Origin of the sequence: Photobacterium leiognathi (assembly GCF_030685535.1) — a bacterium.
GTDB classification, from domain to species: Bacteria; Pseudomonadota; Gammaproteobacteria; order Enterobacterales; family Vibrionaceae; genus Photobacterium; species Photobacterium leiognathi.
Window position 1 is genome coordinate 2,560,907 of the sequence record NZ_CP131601.1, and the last position, 20,665, is coordinate 2,581,571.

Annotated in this window: 16 protein-coding genes and 1 pseudogene; 8 read left to right on the forward strand and 9 right to left on the reverse strand. The window is 43.2% G+C overall.

All coding sequences use genetic code 11. The features are described from left to right. Nucleotides 1–14: 14 nt before the first annotated feature. From phoR to Q7674_RS18650, 5 genes are all read right to left on the reverse strand, one after another. A complete protein-coding gene (gene phoR / locus Q7674_RS18630; protein ID WP_305423078.1) occupies nucleotides 15–1,349 on the reverse strand; it encodes a phosphate regulon sensor histidine kinase PhoR in 1,335 nt (444 codons plus the stop codon). A 158-nt stretch (nucleotides 1,350–1,507) separates the two neighbouring features. Then, nucleotides 1,508–2,197: a phosphate regulon transcriptional regulator PhoB gene (gene phoB / locus Q7674_RS18635; RefSeq protein WP_008987779.1), complete on the reverse strand. Its 690-nt coding sequence runs from the start codon at nucleotides 2,195–2,197 to the stop codon at nucleotides 1,508–1,510. Nucleotides 2,198–2,384: 187 nt separating this feature from the next. Continuing rightward, on the reverse strand, nucleotides 2,385–6,182 hold the full coding sequence (locus Q7674_RS18640) for an AAA family ATPase (protein ID WP_045064531.1): 3,798 nt from the start codon (nucleotides 6,180–6,182) through the stop codon (nucleotides 2,385–2,387). A gap of 14 nt (nucleotides 6,183–6,196) precedes the next feature. After that, nucleotides 6,197–7,429 carry an exonuclease SbcCD subunit D C-terminal domain-containing protein gene (locus Q7674_RS18645; protein ID WP_045064533.1) on the reverse strand — a complete coding sequence of 411 codons (1,233 nt, stop codon included), beginning with the start codon at nucleotides 7,427–7,429 and terminating at the stop codon, nucleotides 6,197–6,199. Nucleotides 7,430–8,092: 663 nt separating this feature from the next. Further along, nucleotides 8,093–8,491, reverse strand: coding sequence for an SH3 domain-containing protein (locus tag Q7674_RS18650; protein ID WP_080892224.1), 399 nt, complete (start codon nucleotides 8,489–8,491; stop codon nucleotides 8,093–8,095). Nucleotides 8,492–8,743: 252 nt separating this feature from the next. On the opposite strand from Q7674_RS18650, the gene Q7674_RS18655 reads away from it, so the two are divergent. The 3 genes from Q7674_RS18655 to rdgC all read left to right on the forward strand — a co-directional run bounded on the left by Q7674_RS18655 (nucleotide 8,744) and on the right by rdgC (nucleotide 10,755). Beyond that, complete coding sequence (locus Q7674_RS18655) at nucleotides 8,744–8,986, forward strand: hypothetical protein (protein WP_045064535.1); 243 nt, start codon at nucleotides 8,744–8,746, stop codon at nucleotides 8,984–8,986. A gap of 226 nt (nucleotides 8,987–9,212) precedes the next feature. Beyond that, entirely contained in the window at nucleotides 9,213–9,605 is a 393-nt protein-coding gene (locus Q7674_RS18660; RefSeq protein ID WP_023931382.1) for a EutQ-related cupin domain-containing protein, read from the forward strand. Between the two features lie 238 nt (nucleotides 9,606–9,843). After that, a complete protein-coding gene (gene rdgC, locus Q7674_RS18665; protein ID WP_181318051.1) occupies nucleotides 9,844–10,755 on the forward strand; it encodes a recombination-associated protein RdgC in 912 nt (303 codons plus the stop codon). Between the two features lie 123 nt (nucleotides 10,756–10,878). On the opposite strand, the pseudogene Q7674_RS18670 reads toward rdgC, so the two are convergent. The 3 genes and pseudogenes from Q7674_RS18670 to Q7674_RS18680 form a co-directional block, all read right to left on the reverse strand. Continuing rightward, nucleotides 10,879–12,292: pseudogene (locus tag Q7674_RS18670) on the reverse strand (permease). 136 nt (nucleotides 12,293–12,428) lie between these two features. Then, on the reverse strand, nucleotides 12,429–13,022 hold the full coding sequence (locus tag Q7674_RS18675; protein ID WP_045064540.1) for a DNA-3-methyladenine glycosylase I: 594 nt from the start codon (nucleotides 13,020–13,022) through the stop codon (nucleotides 12,429–12,431). 70 nt (nucleotides 13,023–13,092) lie between these two features. Next, a complete protein-coding gene (locus Q7674_RS18680; RefSeq protein WP_305423083.1) occupies nucleotides 13,093–14,454 on the reverse strand; it encodes a GntP family permease in 1,362 nt (453 codons plus the stop codon). Nucleotides 14,455–14,615: 161 nt separating this feature from the next. Here Q7674_RS18680 and Q7674_RS18685 point away from each other — a divergent pair, with 161 nt between their 5' ends. From Q7674_RS18685 to Q7674_RS18695, 3 genes are read left to right on the forward strand one after another with little or no spacing between them, the layout of a single operon-like run. After that, the gene (locus tag Q7674_RS18685; RefSeq protein WP_305423085.1) at nucleotides 14,616–15,128 is read left to right on the forward strand and encodes a gluconokinase; all 513 of its coding nucleotides are present in this window, start codon (nucleotides 14,616–14,618) and stop codon (nucleotides 15,126–15,128) included. Then, nucleotides 15,125–16,915: a phosphogluconate dehydratase gene (gene edd / locus Q7674_RS18690; protein ID WP_045064544.1), complete on the forward strand. Its 1,791-nt coding sequence runs from the start codon at nucleotides 15,125–15,127 to the stop codon at nucleotides 16,913–16,915. Before Q7674_RS18685 ends, edd begins: the two co-directional genes overlap by 4 nt. 22 nt (nucleotides 16,916–16,937) lie before the next feature. Next, complete coding sequence (locus Q7674_RS18695) at nucleotides 16,938–17,579, forward strand: bifunctional 4-hydroxy-2-oxoglutarate aldolase/2-dehydro-3-deoxy-phosphogluconate aldolase (RefSeq protein WP_008987797.1); 642 nt, start codon at nucleotides 16,938–16,940, stop codon at nucleotides 17,577–17,579. A gap of 98 nt (nucleotides 17,580–17,677) precedes the next feature. Here the strand turns inward: Q7674_RS18695 and Q7674_RS18700 are convergent, their stop codons facing one another. After that, a complete protein-coding gene (locus Q7674_RS18700; RefSeq protein WP_045064545.1) occupies nucleotides 17,678–18,694 on the reverse strand; it encodes a substrate-binding domain-containing protein in 1,017 nt (338 codons plus the stop codon). A gap of 254 nt (nucleotides 18,695–18,948) precedes the next feature. Here Q7674_RS18700 and trhP point away from each other — a divergent pair, with 254 nt between their 5' ends. Both trhP and Q7674_RS18710 read left to right on the forward strand, forming a co-directional pair. Further along, nucleotides 18,949–20,340 (forward strand): prephenate-dependent tRNA uridine(34) hydroxylase TrhP, encoded by a 1,392-nt coding sequence (gene trhP / locus Q7674_RS18705; protein ID WP_008987799.1) that lies wholly within the window; start codon nucleotides 18,949–18,951, stop codon nucleotides 20,338–20,340. 5 nt (nucleotides 20,341–20,345) lie between these two features. Further along, nucleotides 20,346–20,600, forward strand: coding sequence for a YfhL family 4Fe-4S dicluster ferredoxin (locus Q7674_RS18710; RefSeq protein WP_042117063.1), 255 nt, complete (start codon nucleotides 20,346–20,348; stop codon nucleotides 20,598–20,600). Nucleotides 20,601–20,665 lie beyond the last annotated feature (65 nt).

Below are 20,665 nucleotides of genomic sequence, written 5' to 3' on the forward strand. Positions count from 1 at the left end.
ATACAATCAGATCACTAAATAATGTCATGGGTTAATTCAGTTGGATTTGTTTTATCCGCAACCAAACGTGACGGTAAAGTGAATGAGAAAGTACTGCCTTTTTCTAGTTCACTTTCAATTTCCAGATGAGAATCGTGATGGCTTAATGCGTGTTTTACAATGGCTAAGCCTAAGCCACTACCACCTGTTTCACGAGAACGTGCTTTATCAACACGGTAGAAACGCTCAGTTAATCGGTGAATATGCTGCGCTGCAATACCCTCACCGCTATCAGTAACTTCTAATCGAGCACCATTAGCAACACGATACCAACGCACGTTAATATCAGCATCTGCTGGGGTATGTTTCACCGCGTTATACACCAAGTTTGAAATCGCGCTACGTAGCTGATCATCATCACCAAGCACTTTCAAACTATGGTCGACATCAAAACTAATCTGCTGATTCTTATCACCGCTCAGCGATACCGCCTCTTTTTCTAAAATATCGAGCATCGCTGGCACATCGACTTCATCTTCTAATTCGATAGTAGGAGCCGCCTCAATTTTAGAAAGGGTAAGAAGCTGCTCTACAAGTGCATTCATTCGTGCTAACTGCTCAGTCATCACACCATGTGCGCGATCCCACATCGGGCCGACTAACATGTCTGGATCAGACGACATTTCCAAATACCCCTGCAATACCGTCATTGGGGTTCGAAGCTCGTGAGACACGTTAGCAAAGAAATTACGACGCATACCTTCAAGCTGTTTAAGCTGAGAGACATCACGTACTGCCATCAAGTATTCGCCTTCGGTGTAGCGCATAATACGAAGCTCTAACGTGCGGTCGTAGTTCATTGGCGAAGTGATTTCTAAAGGAGTATCAAACGACTGACGTGATAAATAACGGACGAAATCAGGGCTGCGTAATAAGTTACTGATCGGCTGACCAGCATCATCAGGCCAACGTAAGCCTAATAATTGCTGAGCAAGTTTGTTACACCACACAATGTTGCCTTCACTGCGGAAAACAACCACCGCATCAGGTAACGATTCAGCACCATTACGGAAACGACGGATCAGCGTTGTCAGCTCTTTGCGACGACGACGATTACGCTGTTGTAAGCGATACATACCATTGAAGAGTGGCTCCCAACTGCCAGAGCCGGAAGGAGGAGTAAGGCTGCGATCTTTCCACAACCAATCTGACATTTTTAGCTGATTATGAAAATGCCAGATCAGTTGAATCCATGTTGCGGCGAGTAAAAACCACGGAAGATGGACAAAAATCATCCCAAGAATGATCCAAGGCAGATAAAATAAAATCAGCTCCCATACCAATTTTTTCCATGACAATCTTTCGACCATGTTTTACTCCTAGTAACGGAGTTATGGTATGGATCCGTTACATCTAATTTCTTTACTCGTATAAACAACATAACCTCCAACCTTATCAAACGACGATAATGGATGAAGGCTCATTTTTACTTTATTGAGGCAACCCTACTTTGGGTTGTGAATCACTACTATAGGCGAGTGGAAAAACGATAACCTGCTCCACGCACTGTTTGTACTAACTTATCGTGTCCACCTGCTTCTAACGCTTTGCGTAAACGACGAATATGCACATCAACAGTACGGTCTTCAACATATACGTTCGTACCCCAAACATTATTAAGTAGCTGTTCACGACTGTATACACGCTCTTGGTGCGTCATAAAGAAGTGCAGCATCTTAAATTCTGTTGGTCCCATATCTAATGGCTCATCACCAGAAGTAACACGGTGAGAAACTGGATCTAGTTTTAGACCTTGTACATCAATCACATCGTCTAACGCCGTTGGTGATACACGACGCATTACTGCCTTTAAGCGTGCCATTAACTCTTTTGGTGAGAATGGCTTAGTGATGTAATCATCTGCACCAACCTCAAGACCACGAACCTTATCTTCTTCTTCACCACGTGCTGTTAACATCACCACAGGGATCTGACGTGTAAGTTCATCGCGCTTAAGGTGTTTGATCAGGTTAATGCCTGAACCACCCGGTAACATCCAGTCCATTAGAATAAGCTCAGGGTATGGTTCGCACATTTTTTCTAGTGCTGTGTCATAGTCCTCAGCTTCGATTGCTTGATAGCCCTTTTGCTCCAACACGAAACATAGCATCTCGCGGATTGGAGCTTCATCTTCTACTACAAGAATCCTTCTTACCATAATCAATTATACCTAGTCGTTTGCTTCATCTGACCTGCGCCATTATGTGTGTTTAATATTACACTTTTGTGACCCGCTGTAATAAAACTATAAACCAAGTTGAATATCAGTTTTAAGAAACAGGTCGATTTGCGTCGATGAAAAAGATAAATGTTAAATAATTACAATAGGTTAAATATCACTAATATTAACCTTTTATGGCAATATTACTACGTCCACCACCTTGTGCTTCTACCGCTACTTGTACGCCAATACGCTCTACCAGCGTACCAACGTGAGAAATTACCCCGATTTGGCGACCATCTGCTTGCAACGCATCTAAACAGGCTAATGCCATTTCTAAGCTATCAGGATCGAGCGTACCAAAGCCTTCATCAATAAATAGCGAACCTAATTGACGGGTATCAGCAGCAAGCGATGCTAACGCTAATGCCAACGACAGCGACACTAAGAAACTTTCACCACCAGATAACGATTCCACGCTGCGCACTTCATCACCCATATCATGGTCAATGACTTGCAGTGCTAACGGGCTGCTCGGTACAGGTTGTAGCGCATAACGAGGCGCAAGATCATGAAGGTGCTCATTGGCATTAATCACTAACTGTTGCAGCGTTAACCCTTGTGCCAAGGTACGGAATTTATTACCTGTTGCTGAGCCAATTAAATCGCTCATTTCCATCCACAGCTCAGTTTGCGTTTGCTGGGTCGCTAATGCAGAGCGTAAATCCCCTGCTTGTTTTTCAGCTTGCTCGCCTAAATCTAAGCGCAGGCGTAATTGGAATACCTGATCATCCAGTTGTGACTTTTCTGTCTGCCATTGGCTAAACAATTGCTGCTGGGTTGAAGCATCATCACTGATGTCATGCTCACTAAACCACTGCTTGGCAAGTTCAACCGTTGGCTGATAATCCACCTTTGCTTGCTGTCTTTCTTTAACAATGGTTTCGCCTTGCGACACAGCTTGCTCTAACTGTTTAAGCTCAGTGCGCTCTTGTTGTAACCATGTTTCGTCTTTGCTCAACAGTGCTGTTAATTCTGCTTCCGTTAACGCCAGTTTTGCTAACCATGCTTGCCACACTTGTAGTTGCTTTTGCTGTGCCGTTTCAGATTCCGCCAACTGTTGAGTCGCGTTCTGCTGCTTAGTTAGCTCTGCAGCAATCACTTCTGCTAGTTGGTTTAGTTGTGTTTGTAGCTGTTGGCACTGTTGCTGCTGCGCTTCAATATCTGCTTTTGCTGAGCGTTCAATGGTATCGAGTGGCTGCTCACCTACTAATTCCACCCGTTGTTGCCAACAAGCCTGTTGCTCTTTCGCAAGATGAGTCACTTTGGCTGTGATGTCATTGGTTTGCTGCTCTGCATGTTGCAAGCTATTAGTTAACGTTGCGAGCACTGGCGAAAGCTCTGTCAGCTGTTTTTCAAGCTGTTGTTGTTGCTCAATATTGGTTTGATATTGCTGAATTTGCAGCTCTAAATCGGCAATAAAGCCAGCTTTTCCTTGCTGGGCTAAAGCGTTTAACCATGCATCATTGCCATAGATAGCCATTAACGCTTGTTGTCTTTCAGCAACCACATTTTGCAAACTGTTAGCTTGTGCCGTAAAGGCATTGAGCTGCTCTTGTGCTTGGGTTTGTTGCTGAGTTAACAGGTAACATTGCTCTTTCAACTCGGCTTCTTGCTTTGTTAACTGCTGTAACTGAAGCTGTTGTTTTTTAACCTCTTCAATCAGCACTTTACGCTGTTCACCTTGATCTTTGATTTGCAACATTTGCGCTTTGGCATCATCGACAGCTTGTGACCAATTGGCTTGGTAATGAGAAAGCTGGGCTACATCACTGTCAGTCGATAAGGTAATTTCAGCCAAAGTAATAGCATCAAGCTCCACTGCCATTAAATCTGTCCAGTGGCATTGCTGATGATTCACTAACCCTTGAATGGTGTTATTTAATCCTGCGATATCTTGCTCAAGCTCGGTTTGACGTTGCTTATCTTGGGTGATTGATTGAGTTAGCTGGCGCTGCTCAGCATGCGCATCTTGCAATTGCTTAGCTAATTGCTGTAATCGCTGCTGTTGCTGGCTAATAATGCTTTCAACTTGTGGGTTATGCTGCTGATAAGGATGGGTTTCCGAGCCACATAATGGACAAGCTTCACCTTCTACAAGTTGCTCTCGATAGTCAGTTAAGCTCATTACCGCGCGGCTTTGGTTTAACTGAAATTCCACTTCTTTATGCTGAGCATCGAGTTGTAATAACTCAGGGGCTAATGCCGCTAAACGCTGCTCACTAGTGGCAATGCTATTGATTAAACCTTGCTGCGTGAGCTGAGATTTATCACGCTGTTGCAACAAGCCATGCCATTTATCAAGACCAAACAAGCTCTCTTTAAGCTTGCTACTTAATTGCTGATACGCCGCATAGTGTTGGCGTTCTTGATCTTGTAACTGCTCTAATGCAGTAAGATCGTGCGCTGCGGTTTGCTCGGTTAATTGCAGCTTTTGCTGATCCAATGCTGATAACTGTTTATCGAACTGGATTTGCTGCTGCGTCACTGATGCTAACGTTGTTTCACGCTGCTTTATGTCAGTTTGCAACTGGGCAATTTGGCTTTGTGCTTGCTGGAACTGGCTAATGTTATCTTTGATCGCATTTTGCTGCTCAGCCAAGGCTTTTACCCCTTGTGTTTGAGCCAATGCTGCCGTCACTTGTTGCTGTTGTGATTGCGCTAACTGTTGCTGCTGTTGCTTATTTGCTAGTTGCTCACGCTGTGCAGTCAGTTCTTTATTTAAGCCAGCTAATTGCTGTTGCAGCTCCGCACTTTGTTGCTGCAGACCATCACGCTTTTGCTCAATATTGGCCGCTTGTTTTAACTTTGGTTCAAGTACATTGAATGCTTGTTGTTTTTGCGCTAATTGCTGCTGGCTTTGCTCAACACTGGTTTGTAATTGCCCTTGTTGTTGCTGCTTAGCTGTTACTTCAATGGTGGCTGATTGCAGTGATTGCTGCCACTTGATAACTTGTTGCTGAGCTTGGGTTAATAGCGTGAAATCACCGCGAGCAGGTAGTGCTTGCTCATATTTTTCAAGTTGCAGATAACGTGGCGCAGCCAATTGTTGTGCTTGCTTGGCTTGAACTAATTGTTGCTCGCTTTCACCAATACGTTGCGTCATTTTTTCAGCATTGACCAACACCTCTTGGTGCTGTTTAAGTTGCTCTAGCTTTTGTTGCTGGCTCGTCACTTGCTCACGAGTCGTCGCTAATTGGGCATTTAATGCATCACGCTCTTCATCGGTTAGCAGTGCGATATCACCTAACTTGCCTTGCAGCTGTGTCAGTTTAAGCTTTTCATCTTTGGCTCGTTCATAAGCAGCAATGGATAATTGACCGTAGATCTCACCGCCCGTCATTCGCTCTAATAGCGCTGCACGTTCATCAGCCCCTGCTTTTAGAAATGCTGCAAACTCGCCTTGTGGCAACATCACAGCACGACGAAATTGATCGAAACTCAGCCCGATTAGCTTTTCAATTTCTGCTTGTAACTCTTGTTTTTTGCCTGCGAAACGTTGCCCTGTTTCAATATTTTCTAACCATTGTTCCGCCGCTTGAATTTTACCTTCAGCACGACCACGAGCACGGCGAACATGCCAGTGAGCACGCCAATGTGAACCATCATTAGCAACAAAATCGACTTCGGCAAAACCTTCGCCTTTACCGCGCGATAAGATGCTACGCACATCATTGGCTTTGATGCGGTTATCTTCATCATCACGACCGATTTCAGCATCATTCTTTTTGTTAGATTGTAAGCGAGGAATACGATCGTATAACGCCAAGCAAATGGCATCGAGCAAAGTAGATTTACCTGCCCCAGTTTTACCTGTGATTGCAAATAAGCCTGCGTCACCTAAGCGACCGCCAGCAAAATCAATCTCAAATTGGCTTTGTAAACTCGCTAAATTTTCACCACGAAGCGCAAGGATTTTCATTGTTATTATCTCTCTTATTCTTGTTCTTCAACTTGAGTTAATAGAGTTTCAAAGGCTTCTGCCATAGCTTCGGTTGGCTCACCATCGAACTTCTTATTCCAGCTCAAGGCAAACACCTGTTGTGGTGAAACATCTGATAAACGGCGATGTTGTAAACTGTCTTGTTGCTCGCGCTGATTGTAGTGCGGAGTGATTTTGGCAAGGCGTACTGACTTGCCTTCTAATGCTTGCAGCACTTTTTCACGCAGTAAAGCTTGCGGCTTATCAAGCAGCACATGCACTTCTAAAAACGGTTGTTGCTCACGTGGCAGTTCATCATCAGGTAGCGCTTTTAATGCAGCTAATACTTCATCTAGCGGCGCGGATTTGGTTGGTACTTTGAGCATATCTACACTGCGAGGAATACTGATCTCTTCAATGGCTTTAACATCACAACCATCAAACTCTACCGATAGAATTTGGTGCTTATAGTTACGCTCTGACATCGACAGCGGAATTGGCGAGCCGCTGTAACGCACATGCTCTTTCTTCGCCACTTTTTGTGCTAAGTGTAAATGCCCAAGGGCGACATAACTCATGTCATCAGCAAAAATCGAAGCCGGTAGCGCATGTTGATTACCGCCTAGTACACGACGCTCTGACATTTCAGATAGTTGCCCTGATGCCATATATGCGTGTCCCATGCCGATCATTGCTTGTTCTGGCGTAAGCAAGTTTCGGGCAGCTTGGGTCATTTCACCATATAGCACTTCGACGCCTTTGATTAGCCGATCGTCGTTTTCATCAAGGTTATCAGTGCGTAAATCAGCACTGCGTAAGAATGGTACAGCGAGAACATAAGCAGCCGTTTGTTGATCTTTATTAGATATGGGCACCAACATACGCTCAACATCTAACGTGCCATCATCTAAGCGATGGATACCGCCAACCATATGTAAATCAAAGGCTTTTAATAGTTCATGGGGCGCATCAAGCTTACTTGGTGAATCGTGGTTACCACCAATCATGACCACATCTAAATTCGGTAGCGTTTTAGATACTTTCGCCAAAAAGCGATAAAGCATGCGCCAACTGCTGGCTGGCGGGTTGGCAGTGTCGAAAATATCCCCTGCCACTAACAAGGCATCGGCTTGCTGAGTTTCAAGTTCATCGGCTAACCAATCTAAGAACGCTTGGTGTTCATATTCGCGGTTATAGCCGTGGAGTTGATGACCTAAGTGCCAGTCAGAGGTATGGATAATTTTCATAATATAATGCGCAACCTAGCCAGAAATAATCTGCTGATTGTACCGTGAGAAGTCCCAAACCACATCCGCTATTTCACTGCCTTGCGCAGCTATCACGGAATTTTATTTTTGATAAATAAGTCAGGGAGTTAGTTTGGGGGGAGCAGGTTTGTTTTTAAGTGAATTGATATAAAAAAGCGTAAAGTGAATAGATAGTCTTTTAAAGCTAAATCACAATTCAAATCCACAACCAAACTCCTCTTCGGCTATTTTAAATTGTTGAAGTGCTTCAAAGAAGTGTTCATGTACATCAAATACTTGCATCTTTGCATCATCAGAAAGATATAAGCAACGCACCACTCTTATACATGAATAAACTACGCTCTCTGCGCGCTGTATTTGAGATGTATCCCTTAAATTAGCTCTTCTATATCTTTGAGCTTCACAGAACATTTTATGTAATTTTTTATTATTAATTCCATCAACTTCAACAGTTAATATACCTTGAGATAAATGTTTTGTGCTTCTGTATCGAACTTAATCATTCATTTACTCCATATAATATTTGAAATAATTAAAACTAAATCATTTCCCTAGTTCCCTTCCATATAAATATTTCATCTAAAAAGAAAAAAGTCGCTGCAGCGACTTTTATATTCACAAGAAGAAATACAAATAGATCATTTACTGATATCTAACGTATTTCTTACTGACATAACCAATCTGATCATTGAAATTTATTTTATAAAATAATGCATTATCAGAACTGAGCACTGATAGTTTTTGTCCTCTAACCACCTTTCCTAACACTTTTGAATCAGGCTTTGGTTCACTTCGCACATTGAGACTACTAGCAGTTACTACATAAGCTTTTATCGATGAGTGGCGACGGCTGTTAGTACTTCGATAGTTATTATTACTAACACTTCGATATGAAGAACTATATGAAGTGGAATAACGTCTTCTTCTTGTGCTCGAACGACGACGCCCTCTTCTTGCTTCTGCTTCCAAAGGAGCCAAACCTAGCATCAGCGTAAAAAAAACACCAATAAAGCCAAATGCTTTTCTTCTTTCGTTGTTCATATATTAATTCAGCATAAAAAAGGAGGGCATTATATACGCAACTAATTTAATTTAAATCAAATTAGTTAATTAGATTCAACCACATACATCCCATCACTAATCCCTACCAATACAACCCACCTTAATTATTACGCATAAGTAATAATTAATTACCAAATTACGTTATTGTTTTTATTTTTGAAAAAATTAATATAACACCCATCGAAACGCACAAGGCGTTCATAAACATAAATACACAAGGTTTTATTACTCATGAAAACAGTTATTAAAGCAACTATCGCAGCCGCTATTATCGCTATGTCTTACAACGTTTCAGCAAAAGATGGCAACTTCACAGGTAACGTACAATTTGAAAAAGCTGTTGCTAACAACATGAATGTACAGCACTACCAAAAACAAGGCACTGCAGAGCATTCACACTCTGGTGTGGTGTTCACTCAACCTAAAACGCACCTAAGCTTTGCTGAAAAACTACTATCAGCAGCAGATAAATAATCAACTACCAGCCTCTATAACTAAAGGCATTTTGGTTATTTCAAATAGGTAATAGTTAGGATATATAAAGGCTATTACCTGTTCAATAGCAAGTAAACACATCGACATCGACACCAACAACAACCATAACGATTCGGTGCCTGTAACAAAAAAATAAAGCAACACCCTACAAAAAGGCTGGAGAGTGTTCGCCAGCTTTTTATTATAAAAAAGAAGGACAAATCCAATGACTACATTAACGGAAAAGCCAGGCATCACACTGATCAAAGCAGGCTCTTTTAAGCTAAATGACCTAAGCAAACTACTAGAAGTTGAAGGCTTAAAAAGTGATATGGCTGAAGTTGCTGTTACTAACAACAGTGCGCCATTGACGATTGGTCACTTCACTATGTCTCCGGGCGTAGAGTTTGAATACTTCTACGATTCAGTAGAGTATAAAGTGGTTACTAAAGGTAAGATTGTGGTACGTGATACTGACGGCAACAAATATGTTGCTGAAGTAGGTGACGTTATTCTGTTCTCACCTGATGTGACTGTTATCTTCGATGCAGAAAGTGACGGTGAAGCAATCTACACTGCACACCGCCAAGCTGCTGAAGATTTTGCACCTGCTAAATAAGTGCATTTCTAGCAATCCTTTTAAAACATCTGGTCAACAACGGGATTAGACGTTCGCTTTATTCCCGTTATCAACAAAGCCACTTTTCATCAGTGGCTTTGTTTTTCATATCACTTCACGTTTTCCCTTCTTATTACTCTATCTTGACGCTAATTTTGAATCGCTACTTAGTAATTTTTAGTGGTTGAGTTAAGATGTGCGCCCCAACTGTTTAACCCTAGGAAGTGTGACTGCCATGATGTGGTTTAAGAATTTACTGACTTACCGCTTTACCCGTGAAATTGATTTAAATGCAGACCAACTGGAAAAGCAGCTGGAAGAATTTCGCTTCACGCCTTGTGGTAGCCAAGACATTCAAAAGTTTGGCTGGGCACATGCGCTAGGCAAACACGGTGACATGTTTACTCATGTTTCTGGCGACAACATTTTGATCTGTGCACGCAAAGAAGAAAAAATGCTGCCAGCATCGGTGATCAAAGAATCACTGAACAACAAGATTGAAATGCAGGAAAAAGATCTTGGTCGTAAACTGAAAAAGACTGAGAAAGACACCCTGAAAGATGAAATCGTTATGGATTTACTGCCTCGCGCATTTAGCCGTAAATCGCAAACTTACGCTCTGATCATGCCAAAGCTGGGTTTCATCATTGTCGATGCAGGTAGCTTCAAAAAAGCTGAAGATATGTTAGCTCTGCTACGTAAGTCTATCGGTAGTTTACCTGTTGTGCCTGTTGTAGCAGAAAAACCATTGGCGTTAACCATGACTGAATGGGTTCGCAGCAACGAAGCGCCACACGGTTTCACTATGGGTGAAGAAGCAGAATTTAAAGCTGTTGAAGAAGATGGCGGTGTGATCCGTTGTAAGCAACAAGATCTGAACTGTGATGAAATTCTTGCTCACATTGAAGCCAACAAGGTTGTAACTAAGCTGGCGATGAACTGGCAAGATCGTATCGACTTTGTGCTTGCCGATGATTTAACAGTGAAGCGTTTGAAGTTCTCTGATGAGCTTAAAGATCAAAACGAAGACATCGATCGTGAAGATGTTGCACAACGTATTGATGCTGATTTATCACTGATGGGTGGCGAGTTCTCTGCATTCTTACCAAATCTATTTGAAGTGGTGGGTGGTTTAGAAAACAAAGGCTAATCCCTTTTTCTTGCCCATTGTTAAAAGACAAACCACTTAAAAGAAAAGCCGTGTCGCTGTTATGTTTTCATAACTAAGCGCTACGGCTTTTTTGTTATCTCTTCTACCTACGAAAATAAGTAATTACATGCTCATTCCCATGCCAGCATTAGCTTTTTTACCTAAACGGTAATACCAAATTGAAAGCGGAATGAAGATCAGGTTCATCACTGTCGTCATGTTCACCCCAAAGCCAGACTGGTTTAAGGTTCTGACCGTTTGATCGGTACTTACCCAACCAAAGCCGTTGAAGATGGCATCGACACATAAACCGGTAAATAGGATTGAAAGGAAAAGTAACCCTACCATCCATTTTGTTGGACGTTTGCCGTAATATTTTTTGTATACGCCGATCATTGGAATGGTTAATACATCGGCAAGGATAAAACCAATCACCCCACCAAATGAAATACCACCATGCCACAAGGCTGCCGCCAAGATTAAGTTACCTACTGAACAGACATAGGCGATCATGGCGACGAAAATACCAATAATGACATCGAGCAATGAGTGAAGCCATGTCGGTAAGCCAACATCGTTACTGATGAATAACGCTTTCCACCCTTCTTGGGGGACAAGCGCAATCAAGATGGATGACACCACCACGCCAATTAAGATCTCTTTGCCTATCATGGCGAGATCCATTTGGAAGAAACCTGCTGACTTGATGATTTTAGACATCAAGCCTGTCTCTTTTTGCGCTGGCATATCCATGTGATCATGTTTCATGCTCGACATATCCATACCGCAATCACTGGTTTCATGCTTCATGTTAGACATATCCATACCGCAATCGCTGGTTTCATGCTTCATGTTAGACATATCCATGCCGCAATCACTGGTTCTCATGCTTCATGTTAGACATATCCATACCGCAATCACTGGTTTCATGCTTCATGTTAGACATATCCATACCGCAATCGCTGGTTTCATGCTTCATGTTAGACATATCCATGCCGCAATCACTGGTTTCATGCTTCATGTTAGACATATCCATACCGCAATCACTGTGCGCATGTTTAGCAGGCTCTGCACTTTCAATATGCTGGCGTAGCTCTTGCTCGACCTCTTTAGGATAAAAACGACTAAACAAAAAGCCTACGGTTGCGATTAATATCAAGCCACCAATCACTTCACCCCAAAGGAATGTCCAGCCCATTAATGCCACCAGCACAATGAACATTTCCACTATCAAGTTGGTACTAGATACTAAAAATGCCATTGCATTCGCCAAGGTCGCTTTTTTCGCTAACAAAGTATGTGAAAGAGAAGCCGCCGCATAAGAGCATGACGAAGACACCATGCCGAGAATCGTTGTAAAGGTTAAGCTTTTGGCATCGGTTTTACCCAAGTGTTTAACCACGGTATCAACAGGTAATAAATGGCGGATAAAGGATGAAAGGATCAAGCCAAAGGCAAGAGGCCAAAAGATTTGCCATGACATGTTAAACAACACTGAAATGACATGAATGATGATGTTGCTATCCCCACTTTCCATGAAGACACCTTTGTTATTGTTATTTATAAGAGAAATATCGATAAAGCATAGTACGCTTCTCTAAAGCGTTACATTGCTTTATCACTCAAACTAACTTTGCAAATGTGCCTAAATAAAAGTTTAGCAATATCAATAACTAGCTATTATTTGAATAACAGTGACACGTCGTTAGATGATCGTTCACCATCCCAACGGCTTGCATAAACGAATAGCATGTCACCGCACCTATAAATTTAAAACCTTGCTTTTTTAGCACCTTACTCATGTGTGCTGATTGCTCAGTTTGCGATGGGACTTCTGCCATGGTCTGCCATTGATTCACCACAGCTTTGTTATCAACAAACAGCCAGAAGAAATCGACTAATGGAGTGTGTTTTCGCACTGCAATTAACAGTTCGAGGTTATTCAATGCCGCCGCGATTTTACCTTTGTGCTTAATGACATCGAACTGCTGACAAATATGCTCAACTAACCATTCTCGAGGCTGAGGTAATAACTCGTTTTCAATTTTTTCTAAATCAAAATCAAGAAAAGCTGCCCTATAAGCAGGACGTTTACGTAGCACCGTTAACCAGCTTAATCCGCTTTGCATACTCTCTAAAATAAAGCATTCGGCAAGGGCGTTATCATCTCTGATAGTGTTACCCCACTCAGTATCATGATAATGCTGTAACAGTGGATCGGCAGTTGCCCAATCGCAGCTTATCATTGGCGTACTTTCGGTTGTCATGGATAAAGTCCTTATAAAAAAATACGGGAGTATTGCTACTCCCGTATTGGCTTCTACACGTTGTTTTAATTTATAGGAAAACGCTTAGTGTTGCAGCAATAATGAAAGCAATCGTACCCAGAAGTGTTTCCATTACCGTCCACGTTTTTAGTGTCGTTTTCTCATCCATGTCTAGCAGTTTACCTACTAGCCAGAATCCTGAATCGTTGAAGTGAGATAGCACGGTCGCACCCGATGCAATCGCAATCACGATGAAGCATAAATCTAATGCACTTAAACCTGTTGTTGCCGCAACCATAGGGGCAATCAGTGCCGCTGTTGTGGTTAGAGCAACCGTTGCTGAACCTTGTGCTACACGAAGTGCTGTCGAGACTAAGAATGCTGCCACAATCACAGGCATTCCCATATCTGACATTAAATTTGCTAACGCATCACCAATACCGCTTGCACGTAGTACGCCACCGAACATGCCACCCGCACCCGTTACCAGAATCACCGCACAGATTGGCGCAAGTGAATCACCACATAGCTTTTCAAGTTTTGCCATGCCGTAGTTTTTCGAGAACAGTGCCAAACAGAATAGTAACGTGATCATCAGAGCAATCGGCGTTTTGCCCAACATACGTAATACGTTTACCCAAGTATCTTGACCATCAACCACGCCCATCACTGTTAGTGTGTGTAGACCTGTATCCATGAAGATCAGTACTAACGGCATTAATAGAATCGCAAGCACTGTTGAGAACTTAGGAAGGTTGTTTTCGTCAATCACTTCTTGAGTTGCTAAAAATGCTTGTGGCAGTGGCAGTTTGAATCGCTCACCCGCCCATAAACCGTAAAGGTAAGCACCTAAGTACCATGTTGGTAATGCAATCACTAAACCAACAATTGTTAGTAGACCAATGTTCGCACCTAGCAGTTCACCTGCCGCAACTGGGCCTGGGTGTGGTGGCAAGAATGCGTGCATTACCGCAAATGCACCCGCTACTGGTAATGCATATTTAATGGTTGAGCCACCAAATTGCTTCGCCACACTAAATAGGATTGGCATCATTACCATTAGACCAGCATCGAAGAAAATTGGGAAACCAAACAATAGTGATGCGACACCTAAAGCAAAGGGTGCTCGCTCAGAACCGAACCTACCAATTAATGTATCCGCTAATACTTTCGCACCACAGGTTACTTCTAAAATTCGACCAATCATGGTGCCTAAACCCACCAGTAGAGCAACAGAGGCAAGCGTGCCACCAAAGCCCGACATCATGGTTGGTACAACCTGATCAGCATTAACACCTGTGACCACTGCTGTAATAAAACTCACTAAGGTTAACGCTAAGAAAGCATGTAACCTGAATTTCATAATAAGCAGTAATAACAACAAGATAGAACAGAGCGCAATAAATAATAAGTAGGTTGGTTCTAACGTCATACAGGATTACTCCGGCAAAAATATAGTTATTTCGTTGTGAATATTTTTATTGTGATAGTCTTCACAACCCTTTATGTTACGGGTAACATGTTACCCGTAACATGGTAACTTACAAGTAAATCGAACAATCGATATTCAAAAATGAGATAGAGGTTAAAAAAATGGCAGGTCAGAGCATTATTGTAATGGGGGTGTGTGGTAGCGGTAAATCAACAATTGGTGAAGGTATCGCTGCTCGCTTAAAGGCAAAGTTCATTGATGGCGATGATTTACACCCAAGAGCCAACATTCAAAAAATGGACAGTGGCACCCCTCTTAATGATGCTGATCGTGAACCTTGGCTAGAGCGCATTCGTGATGCGGCATATAGCTTAGAAAATAAAAACGAAGTAGGGATCATTGTGTGTTCTGCTTTGAAAAAGAAATATCGCGATCAAATCCGTGAAGGCAATCAGAGCGTCTCTTTCGTCTTTTTAGACGGCGATCGTGAGCTGATCCTTGAGCGTATGCGTGCCCGTAAAGGTCACTTTATGCGTGAAACCATGTTAACCAGCCAGCTTGAAACCTTAGAACGCCCTGTTAATGAAGCAGGTGTATTCGCTGTCTCTATCGAAGGTTCAGTCACTGACATTATTGAAAACGCTGTTGAGCAATTGCGTGGAGCAAGCCTATGAACCCTGTCATTTCTGCCGTTACCGAGCGTATTAAAGCAAGAAGCGCTGAGAGTTACTCACAATGGCTCGCCATGACCAAGGAAATGGAACAAGCAGGTAAAGGCCGTAGCCAATTGTCGTGCGGTAACCTTGCCCACGTTGTAGCAGCCAATTGCGCGCAAGAGAAATCAGCGATCCTTGATTTTCTCCATGCCAACATTGCCATTGTTAGCGGCTATAACGACATGCTAAGTGCCCACCAGCCTTATAAGTTCTACCCTGACATCATTGCTAAAGCGTTAGCTGAATACGGTCACACTAGCCAAGTTGCAGGTTGTGTGCCAGCGATGTGTGACGGTATTACCCAAGGTCAGCCGGGTATGGAAATGTCGCTGTTTTCCCGTGATGTGGTCGCGCAAGCAACGGCGATCACGCTAAGTCACAATGCATTTGATGCGACATTACTGTTAAGCATCTGCGATAAAATCGCACCGGGACAATTAATGGGCGCATTATCTTTTGCGCATTTACCGACGGCATTTGTACCTGTTGGCCCGATGGGAACAGGCATCAGTAACGATGAGAAAGTCAGCGTTCGTCAGCAATATGCAGCAGGTGAAGTGGACTCAAATGCCCTACTAACGATGGAGTGCCAAGCGTATCACTCTCCGGGCACCTGTACCTTCTACGGCACAGCCAATACCAATCAGCTGATTTTAGAAGCCATGGGCTTAATGCTACCGGGCTCGGCATTTGTGCCTCCGACAAGCGAATTACGTAAAGCATTAACCGAAGAATCTGCGTGTCGTATTGCGGCGGCAGCAAATCAACAATCGACACAATACCGCCCACTATATGAAGTTGTAACAGCAGAAAGTCTGGTGAACGGTTTAGTAGCATGGCTAGCATCTGGTGGCAGTACTAACCACAGCTTACACATGGTCGCGATTGCCCGTTGTGCAGGTTTGATTTTAACTTGGGATGACATTAACGATTTATCTGATGTCGTACCGCTATTGGTACGCATGTACCCAAATGGTCCTGCTGACATTAATGCTTTCCAACAAGCAGGTGGTGTACCAACGTTAATGAAAGCACTACACCAACACGGACTATTAAACACTGAAGTGAAAACCGCTTTTGGTGACTTTAGTGACGTGATGACAACACCAAGTATCAACAACGGTAAGTTGATTTGGACTGCTTGTGATGATTCCACTGATGGTGATGTAATTTGTACGCCTAAGCATGTATTTAGCGCAACTGGCGGCTTGAAAGTCTTAGCGGGCAATATCGGAAAATCGGTGATTAAAGTCTCTGCCGTTGCTGCTGAGCATCAACATATTTGTGCGCCTGCAAAAGTTTTCCGTTGTCAAAACGAGGTTGAAAAAGCCTACAAGCAAGGCTTATTAGATCAAGATGCGATCATTGTCGTGACCCATAATGGTCCTGCGGCAAATGGTATGCCTGAGCTTCACAAATTGATGCCAATTTTGGGGAATATCCAGAAGAAAGGCTATAAAGTAGCGCTAGTAACGGATGGTCGCCTATCTGGTGCATCAGGCAAAATCCCTGCAGCTATTCACATTACACCTGAAGCATTACGTGGCGGTGCAATTGGTTTAGTGGAAGATGGCGATATGATTGAATTAAATGCAGTCACGGGTGAACTAACCGTTCAAGCCGATCTCAGTGCTCGTACTGCCACATATACCTTAGACACACCAGCACTGACCTTTGGTCGTCAACTGTTTGCAAACATGCGCCATAACGTATCAAGTGCTGATACTGGTGCCACCATTTTTTAAGTTATTGGATAGGAAGAAATCTATGAACACTTGGCAAGTTAACCCACAAGATGTTTTTGCCGCATCTCCTGTTGTTCCTGTAATGATCATTGAACGTGTTGAAGATGCTGTTCCTATGGCGCAAGCACTGCAAAATGGTGGGATCACGGTATTTGAAATTACCCTACGTACTCCTGTTGCCCTTGATGCTATCCGTGCTATCGCACAAGCCATGCCAGAGGCAATGGTGGGTGCTGGTACTGTGCTAACCTGTGAGCAATACGATGCCGCTGTTGAAGCGGGTGCTAAATTTGTGATTTCTCCGGGAATGACACCTAAGCTACTTAGTCACGCTAAAGCTGGCTCTGCACCATTAATTCCAGGTGTTAGTACGCCATCTGAAATCATGCAAGCATTAGAGCTTGGCTACCAACATCTTAAGTTCTTCCCTGCTGAAGCTAACGGCGGTGCTAAAGCGCTAGCTGCAATTGCTGCACCGCTACCACAAGTTAAATTCTGCCCAACAGGTGGCATTAGCCCTGCTAACGTTGATCAATACAAAGCGGTGAAATGTGTGGCGACTGTAGGCGGCTCTTGGATGCTACCAAAAGATCTGATCGATAACGGTCAGTGGGATGAAATTACGAAGTTGTCTCAAGAAGCGGTAGCGCTATTAGCTAAATAACGCTTTGGTGTAATAGCTAAATAGATCACAAAAAAGCAGCGCACGAGTTCATCGTTCGCTGCTTTTTTATTGTTTTATTAACGGTTTTATTCGTGATCTTAAACAGGCTTACCCAAGCTCTCGCCCAAATACAAACTGTAGCCAATATCTTGGATTGGTTTAGTCACCTTCTTACCCGATAGTTTTTTAAGTAACAATGTGGCGGCCGCTGCCCCAATTTCCTCACGAGGCGTATTCACACTGGCAAGCGTCGGTGAAATAGCCTTACCAATATCTAAAGCGTTATAACCTGCAATCGCCACACGATTAGGGATATCAATGTGGTGCTCTTGGCAATGCATCATGGCACCAATGGCTAAGTCATCGTTGGTGCAAAATACCCCATCTAGCTCTGGGAATTGTTCCAATGCTTGGCGCATCAACTCACGTCCTTGAGTAAAACTGGAATGCTCTTGGGTGGATACAATCTGTGGCGTTAAGCCATTAGCTTCCATCGCTTGCAAATAGCCTTCACTACGTAGCTGAGTTCGACGATCTAATCGCGCCGCAAAATAGACAATGTGACGACGACCGTATTCAATCATCTTGGACACTAAATCAAACGCAGCTTGTTTATGATCGAGCCCTACTGCCATATCAATCGGGTTTTCAGGCAAATCAATGGTTTCTACCACAGGGATCGCTGCAGCATTGATCATCTTATGGCTACGTTCGCTATGAATACTTTCAGTTAAAATCAAACCATCAACGTGATATGACAAGAGCGAAGCGATCTTCTCTTCTTCCTCTTCTGCGCTATAACCATAGTGAGTGATCAGCGTTTGATAGCCTTCGGCTTTTGTTACTGATTCAATCCCCTGTAATAGCGAAGCAAACACTTGGTTGGATAACGATGGCAGTAATATGCCAATCGCTTTACTGTTGCGGTTAGACAAAATATCTGGCGCGCGACTTGCGACATATCCTAGCTCATCGACCACTACCGCTATTTTCTCACGGGTGGCTTCTGCAACCGAGTTAGGATCACGCAAGTAACGACTGACAGTCATCTTAGTGACACCCACTTTCTTGGCTACATCATTTAATGTGGGACGGTGTTTTGGCTTCGCAGTCATTGATCTGTCCTAACGCGGCTTAATAGATAAAACGTAATAATGGCGTAGAGTATGAGCTAAATTCGCTAGCAGCAACTATTTATCGTTAATATCTTATAGTTAGCACTATACGTTTGGCGATAAATTGTCGAGAACAAGAAAAAACTCCGTGAGAAATGTGGCGCTCAGGTCACGAAAAACGTAAAATCCCGCCTTTCCTTCATATCACTAGGTGATATGAACTGATCTGGAATCAGAAAAGAGACAATAGAGCTATGTTTAAACCAGAATTACTTTCGCCAGCAGGCAGCCTTAAAAACATGCGTTATGCATTCGCCTACGGTGCAGATGCAGTATACGCAGGTCAGCCTCGCTACAGCCTTCGTGTTCGTAATAACGAATTCAACCACGAAAACCTAAAGATCGGTATTGATGAAGCACACGCGCAAGGCAAAAAGCTTTACGTAGTATGTAATATTCAGCCGCATAACTCTAAGTTAAAGACATTTATCCGCGATCTTAAACCAATCGTTGAAATGGGTCCTGACGCACTTATCATGTCAGATCCGGGTCTTATCATGATGGTTCGTGAAGCTTTCCCTGAGGTGGTTATTCACCTATCAGTTCAAGCGAACGCAGTTAACTGGGCGACAGTAAAATTCTGGGCAAGCCAAGGTGTTGAGCGTGTGATTCTATCTCGTGAGCTTTCACTAGAAGAAATCGAAGAAATTCGTGAGCACTGCCCTGACACTGAACTAGAAATCTTTGTTCACGGCGCACTATGCATGGCTTACTCTGGTCGTTGCTTACTGTCTGGTTACATCAACAAGCGTGACCCTAACCAAGGTACATGTACTAACGCATGTCGTTGGGAATACAAGACAGAAAAAGCGACTGAAAACGATGCTGGTCAAATTGTTGAAGTACAAGATGCAGCAGCAGTTCAAATGCAAGACGCTGAGCGCCCAGACAATACACTTGGCCTAGGCAAACCAACTGATGAAGTTGTGCTATTGAGCGAATCTCACCGCCCTGAAGAGAAAATGGCGGCATTTGAAGATGAGCACGGTACTTACATCATGAACTCGAAAGATCTTCGTGCTGTTCAACACGTTGAGCGTCTAACTAAGATGGGTGTTCACTCACTGAAAATCGAAGGTCGTACTAAGTCGTTCTACTACTGTGCACGTACTGCGCAAGTTTACCGTAAAGCGATTGATGATGCGGTTGCAGGTAAGCCATTTGATGACTCACTAATGGGCACGCTAGAAAGCCTTGCTCACCGTGGTTACACTGAAGGTTTCCTACGTCGTCACACCCATGATGCGTACCAAAACTACGACTACGGTTACTCTATTTCTGATTCTCAACAATTTGTTGGTGAGTTCACGGGCAAACGCCGTGGTGATCTTGCTGAAGTTGAAGTGAAGAACAAGTTTGTTGTTGGTGATAGCCTTGAAGTGATGACACCAAAAGGTAACGTTATCTTTACGCTTGAGACAATGGAAAACCGTAAGTCTGAAGTGATTGATGATGCCAAAGGTAACGGTCACTTTGTATTTATCCCAGTACCACAAGACATGGATCTTGAGTACGGTCTACTTATGCGTAACTTGGGCAACGGTGAAGACACACGTAACCCACACGCACCTAAAGACGGTCAATAAGCACTATGGCACTGCTCATTACAAGCAAATGCATTAACTGCGATATGTGTGATCCTGAATGCCCTAACGAGGCGATCACCATGGGTGACGAGATCTATGAAATCAACCCAGATCGTTGTACTGAATGTAAAGGGCATTACGACAAGCCGACTTGTCAGTCTGTTTGTCCGATCACCAATTGCATTATTACCGATCCTGAACACGTAGAGTCAGATGAAGAGTTACTAGAGAAATTTGTTACTCTTCAAGGTCTTGCTTAATCAAAGCTCGCCACTGAATCTAATGTTCAGACCATAAAAAAGCGCCTCTCGGCGCTTTTTTTGTA

Excerpts from the sequence above, each read along its gene's own strand:
- Q7674_RS18650 (WP_080892224.1), bottom strand. The coding sequence starts at position 8,491 with ATGAACAACGAAAGAAGAAAAGCATTTGGCTTTATTGGTGTTTTTTTT.
- Q7674_RS18710 (WP_042117063.1), top strand. The coding sequence starts at position 20,346 with ATGGCACTGCTCATTACAAGCAAATGCATTAACTGCGATATGTGTGAT.
- rdgC (WP_181318051.1), top strand. The coding sequence starts at position 9,844 with ATGTGGTTTAAGAATTTACTGACTTACCGCTTTACCCGTGAAATTGAT.
- Q7674_RS18675 (WP_045064540.1), bottom strand. The coding sequence starts at position 13,022 with ATGACAACCGAAAGTACGCCAATGATAAGCTGCGATTGGGCAACTGCC.
- Q7674_RS18655 (WP_045064535.1), top strand. The coding sequence starts at position 8,744 with ATGAAAACAGTTATTAAAGCAACTATCGCAGCCGCTATTATCGCTATG.
- Q7674_RS18680 (WP_305423083.1), bottom strand. The coding sequence starts at position 14,454 with ATGACGTTAGAACCAACCTACTTATTATTTATTGCGCTCTGTTCTATC.
- Q7674_RS18640 (WP_045064531.1), bottom strand. The coding sequence starts at position 6,182 with ATGAAAATCCTTGCGCTTCGTGGTGAAAATTTAGCGAGTTTACAAAGC.
- Q7674_RS18695 (WP_008987797.1), top strand. The coding sequence starts at position 16,938 with ATGAACACTTGGCAAGTTAACCCACAAGATGTTTTTGCCGCATCTCCT.
- Q7674_RS18645 (WP_045064533.1), bottom strand. The coding sequence starts at position 7,429 with ATGAAAATTATCCATACCTCTGACTGGCACTTAGGTCATCAACTCCAC.
- phoB (WP_008987779.1), bottom strand. The coding sequence starts at position 2,197 with ATGGTAAGAAGGATTCTTGTAGTAGAAGATGAAGCTCCAATCCGCGAG.
- Q7674_RS18685 (WP_305423085.1), top strand. The coding sequence starts at position 14,616 with ATGGCAGGTCAGAGCATTATTGTAATGGGGGTGTGTGGTAGCGGTAAA.
- Q7674_RS18700 (WP_045064545.1), bottom strand. The coding sequence starts at position 18,694 with ATGACTGCGAAGCCAAAACACCGTCCCACATTAAATGATGTAGCCAAG.
- trhP (WP_008987799.1), top strand. The coding sequence starts at position 18,949 with ATGTTTAAACCAGAATTACTTTCGCCAGCAGGCAGCCTTAAAAACATG.
- phoR (WP_305423078.1), bottom strand. The coding sequence starts at position 1,349 with ATGGTCGAAAGATTGTCATGGAAAAAATTGGTATGGGAGCTGATTTTA.
- Q7674_RS18660 (WP_023931382.1), top strand. The coding sequence starts at position 9,213 with ATGACTACATTAACGGAAAAGCCAGGCATCACACTGATCAAAGCAGGC.
- edd (WP_045064544.1), top strand. The coding sequence starts at position 15,125 with ATGAACCCTGTCATTTCTGCCGTTACCGAGCGTATTAAAGCAAGAAGC.